The sequence below is a fragment of the Thermoanaerobaculia bacterium genome, assembly GCA_018057705.1.
Classification (GTDB): Bacteria; Acidobacteriota; Thermoanaerobaculia; order Multivoradales; family JAGPDF01; genus JAGPDF01.
Window position 1 is genome coordinate 1 of record JAGPDF010000092.1, and the last position, 15,171, is coordinate 15,171.

General features: G+C 70.0%; 12 protein-coding genes. 8 read left to right on the top strand and 4 right to left on the bottom strand.

What is annotated here, in order from left to right; genetic code table 11:
* From KBI44_19030 to KBI44_19065, 8 genes are all read left to right on the top strand, one after another.
* Nucleotides 1-1,302 (top strand): amidohydrolase family protein (locus KBI44_19030; GenBank protein MBP9146580.1); only part of this gene is annotated, 1,302 nt, incomplete at its 5' end.
* Entirely contained in the window at nt 1,299-2,411 is a 1,113-nt protein-coding gene (locus KBI44_19035; GenBank protein MBP9146581.1) for a DUF1611 domain-containing protein, read from the top strand. The genes KBI44_19030 and KBI44_19035, both read left to right, overlap by 4 nt.
* Nucleotides 2,408-3,514, top strand: a complete 1,107-nt coding sequence (locus KBI44_19040; protein ID MBP9146582.1) for a dipeptide epimerase — start codon at nt 2,408-2,410, stop codon at nt 3,512-3,514. The genes KBI44_19035 and KBI44_19040 overlap by 4 nt, the downstream gene beginning before the upstream one ends.
* Before the next feature lie 25 nt (nt 3,515-3,539).
* The gene (locus KBI44_19045; protein MBP9146583.1) at nt 3,540-3,857 is read left to right on the top strand and encodes a YhbY family RNA-binding protein; all 318 of its coding nucleotides are present in this window, start codon (nt 3,540-3,542) and stop codon (nt 3,855-3,857) included.
* A 133-nt stretch (nt 3,858-3,990) separates the two neighbouring features.
* Entirely contained in the window at nt 3,991-4,686 is a 696-nt protein-coding gene (locus KBI44_19050) for a zinc metallopeptidase (GenBank protein ID MBP9146584.1), read from the top strand.
* A 74-nt stretch (nt 4,687-4,760) separates the two neighbouring features.
* A complete protein-coding gene (locus tag KBI44_19055) occupies nt 4,761-7,868 on the top strand; it encodes a hypothetical protein (GenBank protein ID MBP9146585.1) in 3,108 nt (1,035 codons plus the stop codon).
* Nucleotides 7,869-8,003: 135 nt separating this feature from the next.
* Nucleotides 8,004-8,780, top strand: a complete 777-nt coding sequence (locus tag KBI44_19060) for a hypothetical protein (protein MBP9146586.1) — start codon at nt 8,004-8,006, stop codon at nt 8,778-8,780.
* A gap of 75 nt (nt 8,781-8,855) precedes the next feature.
* On the top strand, nt 8,856-10,094 hold the full coding sequence (locus tag KBI44_19065) for a magnesium transporter (protein ID MBP9146587.1): 1,239 nt from the start codon (nt 8,856-8,858) through the stop codon (nt 10,092-10,094).
* A gap of 131 nt (nt 10,095-10,225) precedes the next feature.
* On the opposite strand, the gene KBI44_19070 is transcribed toward KBI44_19065, so the two are convergent.
* The 4 genes from KBI44_19070 to KBI44_19085 form a co-directional block, all read right to left on the bottom strand.
* Nucleotides 10,226-12,925: a PQQ-like beta-propeller repeat protein gene (locus tag KBI44_19070; GenBank protein MBP9146588.1), complete on the bottom strand. Its 2,700-nt coding sequence runs from the start codon at nt 12,923-12,925 to the stop codon at nt 10,226-10,228.
* 150 nt (nt 12,926-13,075) lie between these two features.
* Nucleotides 13,076-14,248, bottom strand: a complete 1,173-nt coding sequence (locus tag KBI44_19075) for an ATP-binding protein (GenBank protein MBP9146589.1) — start codon at nt 14,246-14,248, stop codon at nt 13,076-13,078.
* A 109-nt stretch (nt 14,249-14,357) separates the two neighbouring features.
* The gene (locus KBI44_19080) at nt 14,358-14,918 is read right to left on the bottom strand and encodes a hypothetical protein (GenBank protein MBP9146590.1); all 561 of its coding nucleotides are present in this window, start codon (nt 14,916-14,918) and stop codon (nt 14,358-14,360) included.
* On the bottom strand, nt 14,915-15,171 hold a 257-nt coding region (locus tag KBI44_19085; protein ID MBP9146591.1), incomplete at its 5' end, for a hypothetical protein. The genes KBI44_19085 and KBI44_19080, both read right to left, overlap by 4 nt.

A 15,171-nucleotide genomic window follows, 5' to 3' on the forward strand; every position in this document is an offset into this window, starting at 1 on the left:
GGCGACGAGCAGATCTTCGAGCATCCGGAGGCGCTCGCCGCCGTCAGCCAGGGCATCACGACGTTCGTCGGCGGGCAGGACGGCGACTCGATCCTGCCGCTCGGCGATCTCTTCTCCCGGCTCGAGCGCGCGCCGGCGGCGGTGAACATCGCCTCCTATGCGGGGCACGGAGCGCTGCGCTCGCGCGTGCTCGGCGACGATTTCCGGCGGACCGCGACCGCGGCCGAGATCGCGGCGATGCGCGAGCTCCTCGGCGCCGAGATGGCGGCAGGTGCCCTGGGACTCTCGACCGGACTCGAGTACGACCCGGGGATCTATTCGGCGCCCGCCGAGATCGTCGAGCTCGCCAAGGTCGCGGCGGCCTTCGGCGGGCGCTACATCAGCCATGTGCGCAGTGAGGACCGCGACTTCTGGGCGGCGATCGACGAGATCGTGGCGATCGGCCGCGAGGCCGGGATCCCGGTGCAGATCTCGCACGTGAAGCTCGCCATGCGCTCGCTCTGGGGGGAGGCGCCGCGCCTCCTCGCGCTCCTCGACGAGGCGCGCCGGAGCGGTGTCGACGTGACCGCCGACATCTATCCCTATCTCTATTGGCACGCGGGGCTGACCGTGCTCTTTCCGGCGCGCAACTTCGAGAGTCTCGAGGCGGCCGAGTTCGCGCTGCGCGAGGTCGCCCCCCCGGAGGGCCTGATCGTGGCGCGCTACCTGCCGGTGCCCTCCTACGCCGGGAAGACCCTCTCGGCGATCGCCCAGGAGCGCGGCGAGGCGCCGGCGCGGACGCTCATCGAGCTCATCCGCATGGCCGAGGCGTTGAAGGCGCAGGGCAGCGAAGGAGTCGAGAACATCATCGCCACCAGCATGGTGGAGGGCGACCTCGAGCAGCTGCTCGCCTGGCCCCAGACCAATCTCTGCACCGACGGCCAGCTCGACGGCCGGCATCCCAGGGGTTACGGCTCGTATCCGCGCGTGCTGGGCCGCTACGTGCGCGAGCGCAAGGCGCTCACACTCGAGCAGGCGGTCCGCAAAGCGACGGCGCTCGCCGCGGACCATGTAGGACTCCCCGACCGCGGACGGCTCGTCCCCGGGGCCTACGCCGATCTGGTGCTCTTCGACCCGGCGACCGTGGCCGACCGCGCGACGACCGACGAGCCGCACGCCGTCGCGACCGGCATCGAGCGCGTCTGGGTGAACGGCACGGCGGTTTTCGAGAACGGCAAGACGACCGGCGCTCGTCCCGGGCGCGCGCTGCGGCGAACGGCGGCGCCGGCTGCCGGCGCGGCCGTCCGGGGTGCCGAGCCATGACCGGGACCGCCCTCGTCCTCACTGCCGGCATTCTCGCCGAGAGCAACGCCAAGACTGCGCATGGGTTGCTGCGCGGTCCGTCCCGTTTCCGTCTCCTCGGCGTGGTGGACGACCGCCACGCCGGGCGGGACGCCGGCTGCGTGGTGGACGGGCGGAGGCGAGCGATCCCCTGCTTCGCGACGCTCGTCGAAGCGCTCGCGGCGCTTCCGGAACCTCCGGACTGGCTGATCGTCGGGGTCGCCTTCCACGGCGGCCGGATGCCGGAGACGATGCGAGCGACCGTTCTCGAAGGGGTCCGGCGCGGCATCGGCGCGGTGAACGGGCTGCACCAGCTGCTCGCCGACGACCCGGAGATCGCTGCCGCTGCCGCGATCTCCGGCGCCCGGCTGCACGACATCCGCCGGACGCCGAAGTTCGCCGAGCTCCGTTTCTGGACCGGCGAGGCGCTCGAGCTCGAGGTGCCGCGGGTGGCGGTTCTCGGGACCGATTGTGCGCTCGGCAAGCGCACCACGGCGACCTTCCTGCTCGAAGGCCTCCGCCAGCGCGGGCTCACGACGGAGCTCGTCACCACCGGGCAGACCGGCTGGCTGCAAGGGCACCGCTTCGGTTTCATTCTCGATGCGACGCCGAACGACTTCGTCACCGGCGAGCTCGAGCGCGCGGTCGTCGCGTGCGCGCGCGAAGCGACTCCCGAGCTGATCCTGCTCGAGGGCCAGTCGGCGTTGCGCAATCCGAGCGGACCCTGCGGCGCCGAGTTGCTGCTCGCGGGCGGTGCGACGGGCGTCGTCCTGCAGCATGCCCCGGGGCGCGAGTTCTTCGACGGCTGCGAAGCGCTCGGCATCCGCATCCCGCCGGTGGAAGACGAGGTCGAGCTCATCGAGCGCTACGGCGTCCGCGTCCTCGGGCTGGCCTTGAACGGCGAGAATCTCGATGCCGCGACGCTCGCCGGGCATGCCGGGCGTCTCCATCGCAGCCTCGGGATTCCGGTGGCGATGCCGCTCGTCGACCGCTGCGAACCGCTGCTCGAGGCCCTGACCCGGTTTGCGCGTTCGCCCGCACGGGAGGCGGCTCGATCGCCCACTCCACCGCCCACTCCGGAGACCGCATGAGAATCGAAGCTGTCGAGGTCTGGCGCGAGTATCTGCCGCTAACCAAGCCCTACACCATTTCGCGCGAGACCATTGCGGCGGTCGAGCTGTTCTTCGTCCGCATCCACGCGCAGGGACTCTGCGGCGCCGGCTCGGCCTCGCCGGCGGTCGAGGTGACGGGCGAGTCGCCGGAGAGCTGCCGTGCGGCGCTCGACAGCGCGGCGCATCGGCTCGTCGGCGAGGACGCGCTCGCGGTGGGCCGCCTCGCCCGCTCTCTCGAGCGCGAGCTCCCGGCCGCTCCGGCGGCGCGCGCCGCCTGCGACATGGCGCTCTGGGACCTCCTCGGAAAGCACCTGGGTCTCGCCGTGGTCGATCTCCTCGGCCGCGTCCACGAGGCACTGCCGACCTCGGTGACGATCGGCATCCTGCCGGCGGAGGAGGCGGTCTCGGCGGCGCGAGAGTCTGTCGCTCAGGGCTTCCACGCGCTCAAGGTGAAGCTGGGGAGGAATGTCGACGAGGACACCGACCGGCTGCGGCGGATCCGCGAAGCGGTCGGTCCGGGGGTCGCCTTGCGCACCGATCCGAACGCCGGCTATGACGCGCGCTCGCTGCGCCGCTACCTCGACGGTACGCGCGACCTCGGGCTCGAGTTCTGCGAGCAGCCGGTGGCGCGTGGCGGCGAGGCGGCGTTCACGGGCCTCGACGCCGCCACCCGGGCGCGGCTCGCCGCCGACGAGAGCGTGCACGATTTGGCCGATGCTGGGCGCCTCCTCGCCGAGCCGCGACCCTACGGCATCTTCAATCTGAAACTGATGAAGTGCGGCGGCATTTCGCCGGCGCAGCGCATCGCCCATCTCGCCGAGGCGACGGGGACCGGGCTGATGTGGGGTTGCAACGACGAGAGCCGGATCTCGATCGCGGCGGCGCTCCACGTGGCGCTCGCCTCGCCGGCGACGCGCTACCTCGATCTCGACGGCAGCTTCGACCTGGCGCGCGACCTCGCCGCCGGCGGTTTCGTGCTCGACGAGGGGATGCTGCGCACGGCTCCGGGCCCGGGGCTCGGGGTCACCTGGGAGGAGAAGGCCGGCATGGGCAAGGCGGTCGTCGGAGTGGAAGCGGGTTAGCCGCAGCGCATAGACTCGGGGCGCGATGAAGCCACTCAGCTCCTCCCAAAGGAAGCGCCTCCGCGGCCTGGCGCACGACCTCAATCCGCTCGTCCACCTGGGCAAGGCCGGCCTGACCGACGCTGCCCTGGCACAGATCGACAAGGAGCTCGCCGACCACGAGCTCATCAAGGTGCGCTTTCTGGAGAGCGGCGGCGCCGGGGGAAAGGCGGAGAGGGACTCCCGGATCGACGAGATCCAGAACCGCTTGGGCTGCGGCGCGGCCGGCCGGGTCGGCCACGTCGCCATCCTCTACCGCCCACACGCCGACCCCGGCAAGCGCAAGGTCGATCCCGGCAAGTAGGCCCCCCCTTCCCCGGGGAGGCCAGGCGAAGGCTCGCGGGGCGTCCGCCCCGCCGATTGGATAGAGTCTCGCGACCCGGGAATCATCGCCCGGGCGAAATTGTTCGTAGATAGGACAGGGAGGTTCCATCCACATGATGTTCGACCCGATGTACCTGCTCTTCCTTGCCCCCGGTCTCGCGCTCTCCCTCTGGGCGAGCTTCAAGACCAAGTCGGCGTTCAACAAGTACTCCAAGGTGCGCGTCGCGACCGGTCTCACCGGCGCGCAGGCGGCGCAGCGCATGCTCACCGCCGCCGGGATCAGCGACGTCAAGATCGTTCCGCATCAGGGGACGCTGTCGGACCACTACAATCCGATCACCAAGACGCTGGCGCTCTCCGAGCCGGTGTATGGCATCGCCTCGATCGCCGCGGTCGGTGTCGCCTGTCACGAGGCGGGGCACGCCATTCAGCACGCCCGCGCCTACAAGCCCCTCTGGCTGCGCTCGATGCTGGTGCCGACGGCGAACATCGGCTCCTCGGTCGGCTACCTGGTGATGACCTTCGGCCTGATGCTCGGCTCGATGCAGTTCTTCACCATCGGCGTGGCGCTGTTCTCGATGGTCATCCTCTTCCAGCTCGTGACCCTGCCGGTCGAGTTCGATGCCTCGAACCGCGCCAAGAGGCTCTGCGTGGAGAACGGCATCGTGATGGCGCAGGAGCGCGAGGGCATCGACCGCGTGCTGAACGCCGCTGCCCTGACCTATGTCGCCGCGGCGATCTCGAGCCTGCTGACGCTGCTCTACTTCCTCTTCCGCTCCGGTCTGCTCGGCGGCCGCAGCCGGGACTGACGAAACATCCGGTAGCGCCGGGAGCGGGAGGCCCGGACCACTGCGGTAAGCTGCGCGCACTTCGGAGGACTCGAGTGCGCGCATTTTCCTGGATCTCGATTCTGGCGAGCGCAGTCCTCGCCTGCGCCGCCCCAGCGGCTGCCACAGCGGCCCCCACTTCCGATACCGCGCCACGTCCGATCTCGGGCGCCGAGCGCTCCGCGGTGGAGCTCGCCGCCGATTTCGCGCTGCGCGGTTCCGAAGCGGTCTGGGAGCGGCTCGATCCGGAGGCTCCGTTGCGCGCCCTCGGCCACGACGCCGCCGTGCTCGAGATCTCCGCGCGCCTGGGCACCCGCGCCGGCGCGATCTGGACGCTGCAGACGCCGCCGGCCTCCTATGGCAGCCGGGTCGCCCTCTTCCACCTGACCTTTCCTTCCGGGGCGGAAGATCTCCTGCGTCTCGAGTTCGCCGGCCCCGCCGGCGGCAAGATTCGCCAACTCTGGACTCTGGTCGATCGCCCCCAGGCGAAGCCCGGCCGCGTCGCGACGGCTCGGCAGGCTCCCACCGCTCCTTCCGTGCTGCCGGAGAGAGCTTCCGCAGCCTTGTCCGACGCCGCGAGGGATGGGTTCGCCGTCTGGACGGCACTCCTGGTCGTTCTGGCCTGGGCGCAGAGGCCGGCGCGACGGTGGTTGCGGTTCGCGTTGGGGACACTGCTGCTCGCTGCCTGTTCGACGCCGGCAAACGACCCGCGCTCCGGAGACGAGGCGCTTCTGGAGCCGCGTCTCGGGGAGCTGGTTCCGCTGCGTCTGGCGCTGACCGCCGGCGAGGACCCGGTGCGCCGGACCCCCGGCGCCGCGGTCCAAGGTGCGGCCGCCCGGAGCTCCGCACCCTCCGCGGCGGCGCGGATCGAGGAGCTCTGGGCCGCCGAGGCGGCGCTCGTCCAGGGAGACCTGGCGCGAGTGGAGGCCCTGCTCGGTGCGTCGCGCCCATCGACCGACCCGCCGCTCGCGTCGCTTCTGCAGGCCCGTGTCGCCGTTTCGCGCTTTCGTGTCGCTGCGCTGGCCGAGTACGACGCCGTCGCGCGGGCGGGCTTCGCGGCCGACCTGTTGAAGCTCGAACAGGTCGCCGTCGCGTCGATTCTCGAGGAGTTTCCCACCGACACGGCCGCTGTCGCCCTCGAGTCGGGGACGCGCAACGCCGAGCTCTGGTACCTCGCGGCCGCCGAAGCGGTCTCCCGGGATCAGTTCGACCTGGCCGAAGCCCGCATGCGCACGGCCTGGAGTCTGCGTCCGCTGCCGCGGGACGAGATCTTCGCCGAGCCGGACTTGGCGGCGCTGGTGGCGCGGCCCGCGCTGTTTCCGCTGTTCGAGCTGGGCTCGGCGAGCGAACCCCGGGTGCGCGCTGCCGGTGTGCGTCAGGCAGTCCCGCTGCCGGCGGCGGCGGAGGGCCGGCTCTGCGGCAGTCACTACTCGATCCGCCTCGCCGGGTTGGAGATCGAGCTCCCGGGCGGTGCGGCGCTCGCTGCCGACGAAACTCCGGTGCAGGACGCCGCAAGCTTGCGCGGCGAAGTCGAACGGCGCGCGCTCGCCACGCTCTCCCCGCTCTCGCCCGGCGCACCCGGCGCGGTCTCGGCCTCGCCGGCGCGCGCCCGTCTGGCGGAGATCGCCGCGCGGGCGCTGGCGCGCGAGGGCCGCTGGAGCGAGCTGATCGCGCTCACCGGCGGCGAGACGCCGCGAGCGGGAGGGGAGACCACCCGGAGGCTGGTCCGCATGCGGGCTCTGGCCTTGCGCCAGACCGGGCGCAGCGAAGAGGCCACGGCCGAGCTCGTCCGCCTCGCTCAGGCCGAGCTCGCCAGGCGCCGTCCGTTCCCCGGAGCGCTCTACGATCTCGCCGAGCTGGTCGCGGCCGATGGCGACTACGACACCGCCATCCGGCTCGTGAAGAAGGCCGACGCCCAGATTCGACGCCCGTTCGGCGAGAACAGGATCCGCCAGTTCAGCCTCAGTCTCGAGCTCGAGAAGGACGCCGAGGAGCTGCGCTCGCCGCACTTCCTGGTGCGCTTTCCCGAAGGTGGCGGCGGGCGCTACGGGCGACAGATCGCCACCGTGCTCGAGGAGGAGCGCACCCGGGTGATGCAGTGGATTCCCCAACCCGGGGGGGAGCCGGTCATCGTCGAGCTGCTGCTGCTCGAGAGTTTTCTCGACGCCTACGGCGGCGAAGTGCCGGTGCTCGGACTCTTCGACGGCCGGGTGCGGATGCCGCTCGCCGACATCCGGAGCCTCGCGCCCGAATGGATCGGTCTGGTCTCGCACGAGCTCACGCACGCCCTCTTGACGAGCGCAACCCACGGGCGCGCGCCCCACTGGTTGCAGGAGGGGTTGGCGCAGCACGCCGAGATGGGGCGGCTCCTGGTCAACCCGATGCCCGAGCTCGAGAAGAGCGGGCGGACCCTCTCCTTCCCGGCGCTCGAACCGATCCTCCGCGGCTTCGCCGAGCCGCAGCTCGTGGAGCTCGCCTACTCGGAATCGGCCTGGGTGGTGGCGTTCATCGAATCGCGAGGGGGCCGGGAGACGCTGCGCCGGCTGGTGGCGGCGTACGCCGGCGGCGCCTCCACCGAGAGCGCGATCCAGGCGGTACTCGGGATGGACCTGCCCTCGTTCGACCGCGCTTTCCGCGATTGGGCCGTCCGCCGGGCGCCCGCGAAACGTCTGACTCCGGCGCGGCGCTTCGATCGCGAGCTCGAGCGGCCGTTCGCGGCGGAGACCGTGGAGGCCGAGGCCGGGAGGCGGGCGGTGGACGGAGTGCGGGTCAGCTCAACCGGGAGCGCGGGCGCGCCCGGGGCGAGCCAGCGCGCGGCCATGGCGGCCTGGCACGAGCGCTACCGCGCCGCGACGGCCGAGGCGAAGGGTGTCTACTCGCGCGTCGACAGGATCTACCGCTCGGGGCTCGGGGCCCCTGCGCCGGCGGACTGCGCCGCCCTGCGCAGGAGCTCCGCGGCCCTGGTGAGCGGCCGCAGCGACGCCCTGGGGGCGCCGGAGTTGCGTCTGGCGAAAGACCTTCAAGCCGCTTTCGAGGCGCTCGTGCTGTTTGGCGAGACCTGCGAGCAGGGCCGCACGCTCGAGGCGATCCAGCACTACCAGGAAGCGTCGCAGGCGTTCGCCAGGGCGGCGACCCAGTTGCGCCCGTTCGCCCTCGAACCCTGAGGCCGGTGCGACCGGAGGGGGCGTGTCGGACGGCTAGCGCCCGGATGCTAGAGTGCGCCCGATTCCGGGGGGAAATCCGATTCACTTGCGGGTCCGATACCCGGACGCCGCGGCATTCTCCAGGATGAGGGCGTCATGAAGACGAGAGTGCAGGGTGTGCGGCGGAGTCTCGTCGGAGGATCGCTCTGGAGCCTGCTCTTCCTTCTGCCGGCGATCGCGCCGGCCGACTGGCTGGTGCTCCAGACCGGCGAGCGCATCGAAACGAAAGGTGCCTGGACGGTCAAGGGGAAGCAGGTTGTCTACACGACGCCCGAGAAGCTCCTGCGCTCGCTCCGGCTCTCCGAAGTGAACCTCGAGGCGAGCACCCAGGCGAGCGCCGTGGAGCCCGCGAGCAAGAAGAAGCTGTACGTCGATATGGGCGAGGCGCCCGACGTCGCGAACGTGAAACCGCCGGCCGAGTTCAACATCCTCAACGCCTGGATCGCCAATCCGAATGCTCCGCGGGTGAGCGGCTCGGTGTCGTCGCCAACGCTGCGCGCCTCCGAGACCGATCTGACGCGGGAAGGCATGCGGATTCTCCAGGATCCCGGGGCGGTTCAGGACGAGTTGATGCAGGAGGCGGAGCAGATCGACGCGCAGTATGCCCGCTGCGTCGAAGTCAACTCCAAGCTCGGCCAGTCCGGCCAGTGCAGCGAGGACTATTCACGCAGCAAGACGGCGCTCACCGAGCGCGTGCGGGAGATCTACGCCGCCGTCAACACCGTGCGCCGGCAGCAGCAGACGGAGGCGCAGATGCTGGCGGAAGACGCCGCCGAGACGCGACGGATCGACCAGGAACGCGCCGCGGAAGAGGCGGAGGCGAAGCGGCTGGAGGAGGAGGCGGCCAGGAAACACGAGTCGCCGCCCCGCTGACCTTCCCGGCTCCGGACCGGTGCATCGCGGACCCCTGCGCGGTTAGACTCCGCGGGATTCGAAAAGGGGAGAAGGATGACCAAGGTCATGGAGCTGTTCCATCGTCCGCAGGAGCCGCTGCCGCCCGAGGCGGACCTGCCGATCCGGCTGACACGCAAGGCGCCGCGCGAGGCGGCAAAGCTCCTCGAGCGCTACCCGGAAGACGTCGCGGCGCGGGCGCTCGCGCTGGTGAATCCGGCGCTCACGGTCGACATCCTCGCTCTCCTCCCCGAGACGCGCCGCCAACGCATCGCCGCCGCTGACCTCTCCGGCCGCAGCGAGCAGTGGATCACCGACCGCAACTACCCGGCGAATACCGTGGGCCGGCAGATGGACAAACCGCTGGCGGTCTTCGCCCCGGAGACGACCGTCCGCGAAGCGACCGCCCGGCTGCGCGAGCTCGCGAAGCGCGCCCGCCTGCATCTCGCCTTCGTGACCGAGGGCGACGGCAAGCTCCTCGGCGTCTTCGCCTTCCGCAGTCTCCTCTTCGCCGAGCCGGACGCGCCGGTCGCCTCGCTGATGAATCCCGAGCTCGCCTCCCTCCGGCCGGAGATGAGCCTGCTCGAGGCGACGAAGGCGATCGTCGCGAAGCACCACCCGGCCTATCCGGTGGTCGACGGCGCCGGCAAGCTCATCGGCATGATCCGCGCCCGGACGATCTTCGAGCAGGAGGCGTTCGAGATCTCGGCGCAGGCCGGAAAGATGGTCGGCGTCGAGGCCGAAGAGCGCGTCTCGACCTCCTGGCTGCGCAGCTTCCGCTTCCGCCATCCCTGGCTGCAGCTGAACCTCCTGACCGCCTTCGTCGCCGCCGGCGTGGTGAGCGTCTTCCAGGAGACGCTCGACCAGATCGTGGTGCTCGCGGTCTTCCTGCCGGTGCTCGCCGGCCAGTCGGGCAACACCGGCTGTCAGGCGTTGGCAGTGACTCTGCGCGGTCTCGCACTGGGCGAGATCGACCGCCTGCAGGCGAAGTCGATGTTCAAGGAGGCCTGGGTCGGGGTCCTGAACGGCATCTTCGTCGGCCTGGTCGCCGGCCTCGGCATGTACTTCTTCGCCAGGAGCCAGGGGAGCGCGTCGCCGTTCCTCCTGGGGCTCTGCGTCTTCCTCGCCATGATCATGAGCTGCGCCGCGAGCGGCGTCTCCGGCGCCACCATCCCGCTCATCTTGAAGAAGCTCGGCGCCGACCCCGCCACCGCCTCGAGCATCTTCCTCACCACCATGACCGACGTCGTCAGCATGGGCGCCTTCCTCGGCCTCGCCACCCTCATCGCCCGCTGAGGCTCTCACCGCCCAGTGAAATGTAGGATGCGTAGAGCGAAGCGAAACGCATCGATCGCGAGACAAGTCGGTCAAGTCAACGGCACGAACAGACGAATGGGGACACCCTTCAGGGTGTCCCCTGACCCGCATCAGGGGGCGACAGCGCTCCACGCGGTCGTGTCGCCGGAGACGAAGCCGTCGGCGAAGAGGCCGGTGCCGTCGAACAGCTGGTAGACGAAGAAGTCCCGGTCCGCGCCGTCCGAAACGCCGCCGATGAAGACGCTGCTGTCGGGTCCGGCGACGGCGAGGTAGCCGATATCGTCGCCGCCGCCGTCGTAGCGGTGCTCGAAGAGCTCGTAACCGCCGGGGCTGTAGGCGACGGTCATGAAGTCCATGCTCGTGCCGTTGTCGGAGCTGCCGGTGACGAAGAGAGTCCCGTGTGAGCCGAGAGCCGCCGTGCCCGCATAGTCGTCGCCGCCGGGGATTCCGCCGCGTTCCTTCGACCAGAGGAGCCCGCCGGCGGCGTCGTAGGCGACGGTCATGAAGTCCGGGTCCGAGTAGTCGGTCTTGTAGGTCCATCCGGTGACGAAGGTTCGACCGGCTGCGTCCACCACGATCGCCGTGGCAACGTCCCAGCCGCTCGCGGCACTGTCGGCGATCGCCACCCAACGCTCCGTGCCGTCGGGCCCATACACCAGCGTCAGGACGTTCTCGTTGACGTAGGGGTCGGTGTAGCCGGTCGCCGCGACCCCGCCGTCCGGCGTCGGGGCGAGAGCCAGGATGAAGTCCGACACTTCGTCATCGCTATTGTGGGACTGCCACCAGAGGCGGTTGCCGAGGGCATCGTAGGCCACCGTCAGAGTTCCCGCAGGGCCCCCCCCGACGTTCGTCGAACCGCCGACGTAGACGGTTCCCGTCGTGCCGAGCGTCAGGCTGGACGTGAAGCCCGCCCGGAAAAGCCCCGGCCCCCACTCGTCCGACCAGACTTCGTTGCCGCCGCTCTCGTAGGCCACGGTGAGCATTCCCGGAGCGGTATAGGTCGCGGTCGTATCGGAGGTGCCGGTGACGACGATCAGGCCCTCGGCGGTCACCGCGATGCAGCAGGCGCTGTCGTCGCCGTGGGCCTCGCCGTGACGGGTGCGCGACCAAAGCTCGTCGCCGTCGCGATCGTAGGCGACGGTCAGGAAGGCGTTGCCGCCGAAGCTGCGGGTCGTGCCCGTCACGTAGACGTTGCCGTTCGCCGGGTCCACGGCGATGGCGGAAGGGTACGCCTGAGCGTCGTTCGGATTGGACTTGCGTGCCTCCCAGAGCTTGTTTCCCCAGGCGTCGAAGGCCACGGTCATGTAATCGAGCGTATAGCCATCGAAGGAGGTTCCTGTCAGGTAGACCCTGCCGTCGTAGCCCGTCGCGATCGCTCTGCGGCCGCGGTTGTCGGGCTGCGAGCCGGGCACGTCGTCGGCGGGGACCTCCGGTTCGCCGCGGGCCCAGAGCTCGTTTCCGCTCGAGTCATAAGCGATCGCCAGCACGTCGTCGCTCAGGTACTCCACGGCCGAGGACCCGATCACGAAAGAGGCGCCCGACGCGCCCGCCGCGACGCCGGCGACGGAGTCGCGCCGGCCCGGCGCGGGAGTCCGAATCCGGGTCCAGATCGCCGCACCCGTGGCGCCGGAGACTTTCAGCGTAAGGGCATGAACATCGTTCATGATGGCGCCGTAGTGTCTCCCTGTGACGACCACGTTCCCATCCGTCGCCACCGCCATGTCGGTGGCGGTCGAGCTCTCGCCGACTCCGTCGGGTACGGTAACGGCCCACCGCTCCAGTCCGGCGCTGTCATAGGAGACGATCAGCAGGGCACTGTTCGGGAGGCCGCTGCTCGGCGTGCCGGCCACGAAGACATTGCCGCTCGCATCGGCGGCGATCATCCAGGACTCCTGGTCGCCCGGGCCGCCTCGCGTCGCCGCCCAGAGCTCGGTGCCGGCGACGTCGTACGCCACGGTCAGAATGTCCTTTCCGGACGCCGCGGTCTCCGAGATGCCCGTCACGACGAATCGACCGTTACCGTCCAGGACCAGGGCATGGACGGAATCGTTTCGATTCTCGCCGGCGTCTCGCGCGCGGGCCCAGAGCTCCGCGCCTGAGGCGTCGAAGGCGACGGTCAGGAAGTCGTAGGGAGAGCCGTTCGACCTGCCCGCGACCGCCAGAACTCCGGTCGCGTCCATGGCCACGCAGCCGTCGTCGGGAGCGAGCTCGCGTTGGCGCTCCCACAGCAGGTCGCCGGTGCTGTCGTAGGAGACGAGGGATGTCCACTTCGTGCTGCCGTTGCTGATCTCTCCGACGACGACGACGCGCCCGTCGGCGTCCACCGCGACCCCCTTCGCGACATTCCACCGATACGCCGGGTTCTTGTTCGTTCGCGACCAGAGCTCGTTTCCAGCAGCGTCGTAGGCGACGGTCAGCATCCAACTGGCGGTCGAGCGGGTAGCTGTTCCGACGACGATGACATGCCCGTTGCCGTCGACGATGAGGTGAGCGGGTACGTCGTTGCTTTCGTTGAGCCCGTCTTTGACGCGATACCAGAGGAGATCTCCGGCGGCGTTCCTGGCGAGAGTCAGGAAATCCCGCCCCGAGCCGTTCCAGATTTCGCCCGTCGCGTAGATGTTGCCGTTCGGACCTTCCGCGATATCCCACCCTCTCGCGCTCGAGTCGACGAGGCCGCCGTCCCAGCGCGCCTGCCAACCGACGCTCTGGGCAGCGGCGGGCGAGACAACGAAGCCGGCCGCAAGCGCGAGCGCCATCGCCAGTGCCGCGGAGAGGCCGACAGTGAGAGTCCAGGTCGAGAACGGCTTCATGACAGATGTCCTTTGCGGACAGCTTGGATCGCTACGGAAGTGTACGCCCCGGGATGGACCGCGCGCCCATGAAGGTGTTGGCGGGGCCTCGTGCGTCCAGGGCCAGGCCTGGTCCTCCGCGACCGGGCAGGGCAGCGAAGTTTCTACTCCTCAACACGGGATCGCCGCGACTCCACTCGCGAGCTCCGCCCAGGGAAGAACTTCGATCCCGCGCCCGAGCTTTCGGGGCTCGGAAGCACCGCTGACGACGTACCCCCGTTCGAGGCCGAGGTCGCTCATGCACTGGCGCATCGCGGCGAGGCTCGGTGGCCGGATTTCGACGCCGAGCTTGATCTCGATCGGCGTAATGCGCCGACCGTGGACGAGCAGAAGGTCGACCTCGGCGCCGGCACTGGTGCGCCAGAAGTAGGCCTCCGTTCCCGGGCGCTCGAGGGTCGCTCGGCGGATCAACTCCTCGATGACCAGGCCCTCGAACGATGCACCTCGCCGGTTCCAGGTGGCGAGCTCGGCGGGATCACGCAGACCCGCCAGATGGTGCAGCAGGCCTGAGTCGCGCAGATAGATCTTGGGGCTCTTGGTCAGGCGCTTCTGGACATTCGCAAAGTACGGCTGCAGCCGACGGACGAAGAAGGTGCCTTCGAGCACGTCGAGGTCGCCGGCCACGGTATGGGACGAAACGCCCAGTGAGCGCGCCAGATCCGAGACGTTCAAGAGATTGCCGTGAACATGGGTCAGCATCTTGAGCAGCGCGCCGAGCCTTGTCGCCGGCAGCCGGACGCCAAGCGCCGGGAGGTCGCGCTCCAGGATCGTCCGCAGGTAGCTGTCGAGCCAGTCCCGGCGCGCCGCCGCAGAGCGACTCGCCAGCACCGCCGGGAACCCACCCCAGAACCACCGCGCCGACGCTTTGCCGGTCTCCGCGACTTCCGAGAGGCCGAACGGCGTCAGTTCGAGGAGTCCGATGCGCCCGGCGAGCGACTCGGAGGCTGAGCGCAGAAGAGACGGGCTCGCCGAACCGGTCAGGACGTAGCGTCCGTTGCCGCGTCTCGAGTCGATGGCGTGGCGCAGTGCCGGAAAGAGCGCCGGGAGGCGCTGTGTCTCGTCGATCGCAAGTTGCCCGGGGTTCGCCGCCAGGAATCCCTCGAGGTCGGCCGCGAGGAGGCTCGTGTCGGAAGGCCGTTCGAGATCGAGGTGCAGCCAGTCGGGCAGGGCCTTGCGGGAGAGGGAGCTCTTGCCGCACTGGCGAGGGCCATAGATCAGCACCGCCGGAAAGCGCCCCAGAAGCTCGCGCAGGCGGGCTTCCGCCTCTCTCGCTACCCACTTCATGCCTTGTATTTTTGCACTCTTGGTGCAAGATTACAAGGCAGAGGAGTCGAGGTTTACTCCCCTCGCCCCCCCGCGCCCGGCCCGATTCCGCCTCCACCATCCAGCCAGATCAAACCCGGCGGGTCGGCAACCGACGCGCCAACAGGTCTCCCCAGAGCTCACGGCAGCGCGGCGGCAGGGATTCGAGCCGCGTCTCGACCTGCGGCGCCACGGCCAATGCGAGTTTCGGGTCGGAAGCGAGCAGCTGCTGGATGTCCCAGGCGTCCTGGAGTCCGCCGGCGTAGAGCTTCAGCAGGACGAGGTCCGCTGCCAGCGCGATCGGCACGTGCGTCCCGAGAAAGGGCAATGCCGGCGCGCGCTGCAGGATCTCGCGCTGCCAGGCGTCGCGGCCGACCACCAGGTCGACTGGCCGGTCGCCGGTGCGTGAGATGTGAACGAGACCGGCGAGCGGTGCTTCCGGTCGCCCCTTGCGGATGCGGACGGAGATCGCCTCCGGCAGCTGGCCGGCCCAGAGGGTCTCGTCGAGGATCCGGGCTTCGACCACCAGAAAGTCGAGATCGACCGTCGACCGCGAAGCGCCCACGGTGGCGAGCGCGCCTGCGCCGATCAGCGCGTGGCGAACTCCGAGCCGGTCGAGAAGCTGCGACACCTCGACGGCGAGCGGGGTCACTGTGTCGGGGAAGGCTCGTCGAAGAGTGGAATGCGCCCGACCTGCCGGGTCGCCGAGAGTCGCGCGGCGGCCTCTTCCAGGGTAACCCCGTGAATGTCGGCATACGCCCGGCAGCCCTCGTCCCAGAGCCGGAAGGCCAGCGCAAGGCGCTCCTCGCCCGACAGCGCCCGGGTGTCCGCGAACGAATCCTCCGAACCGGCGGAGTCGATGGGCAAGCGCTCCAGCATGGCGATCACTGTACCAAAGCCCCCCA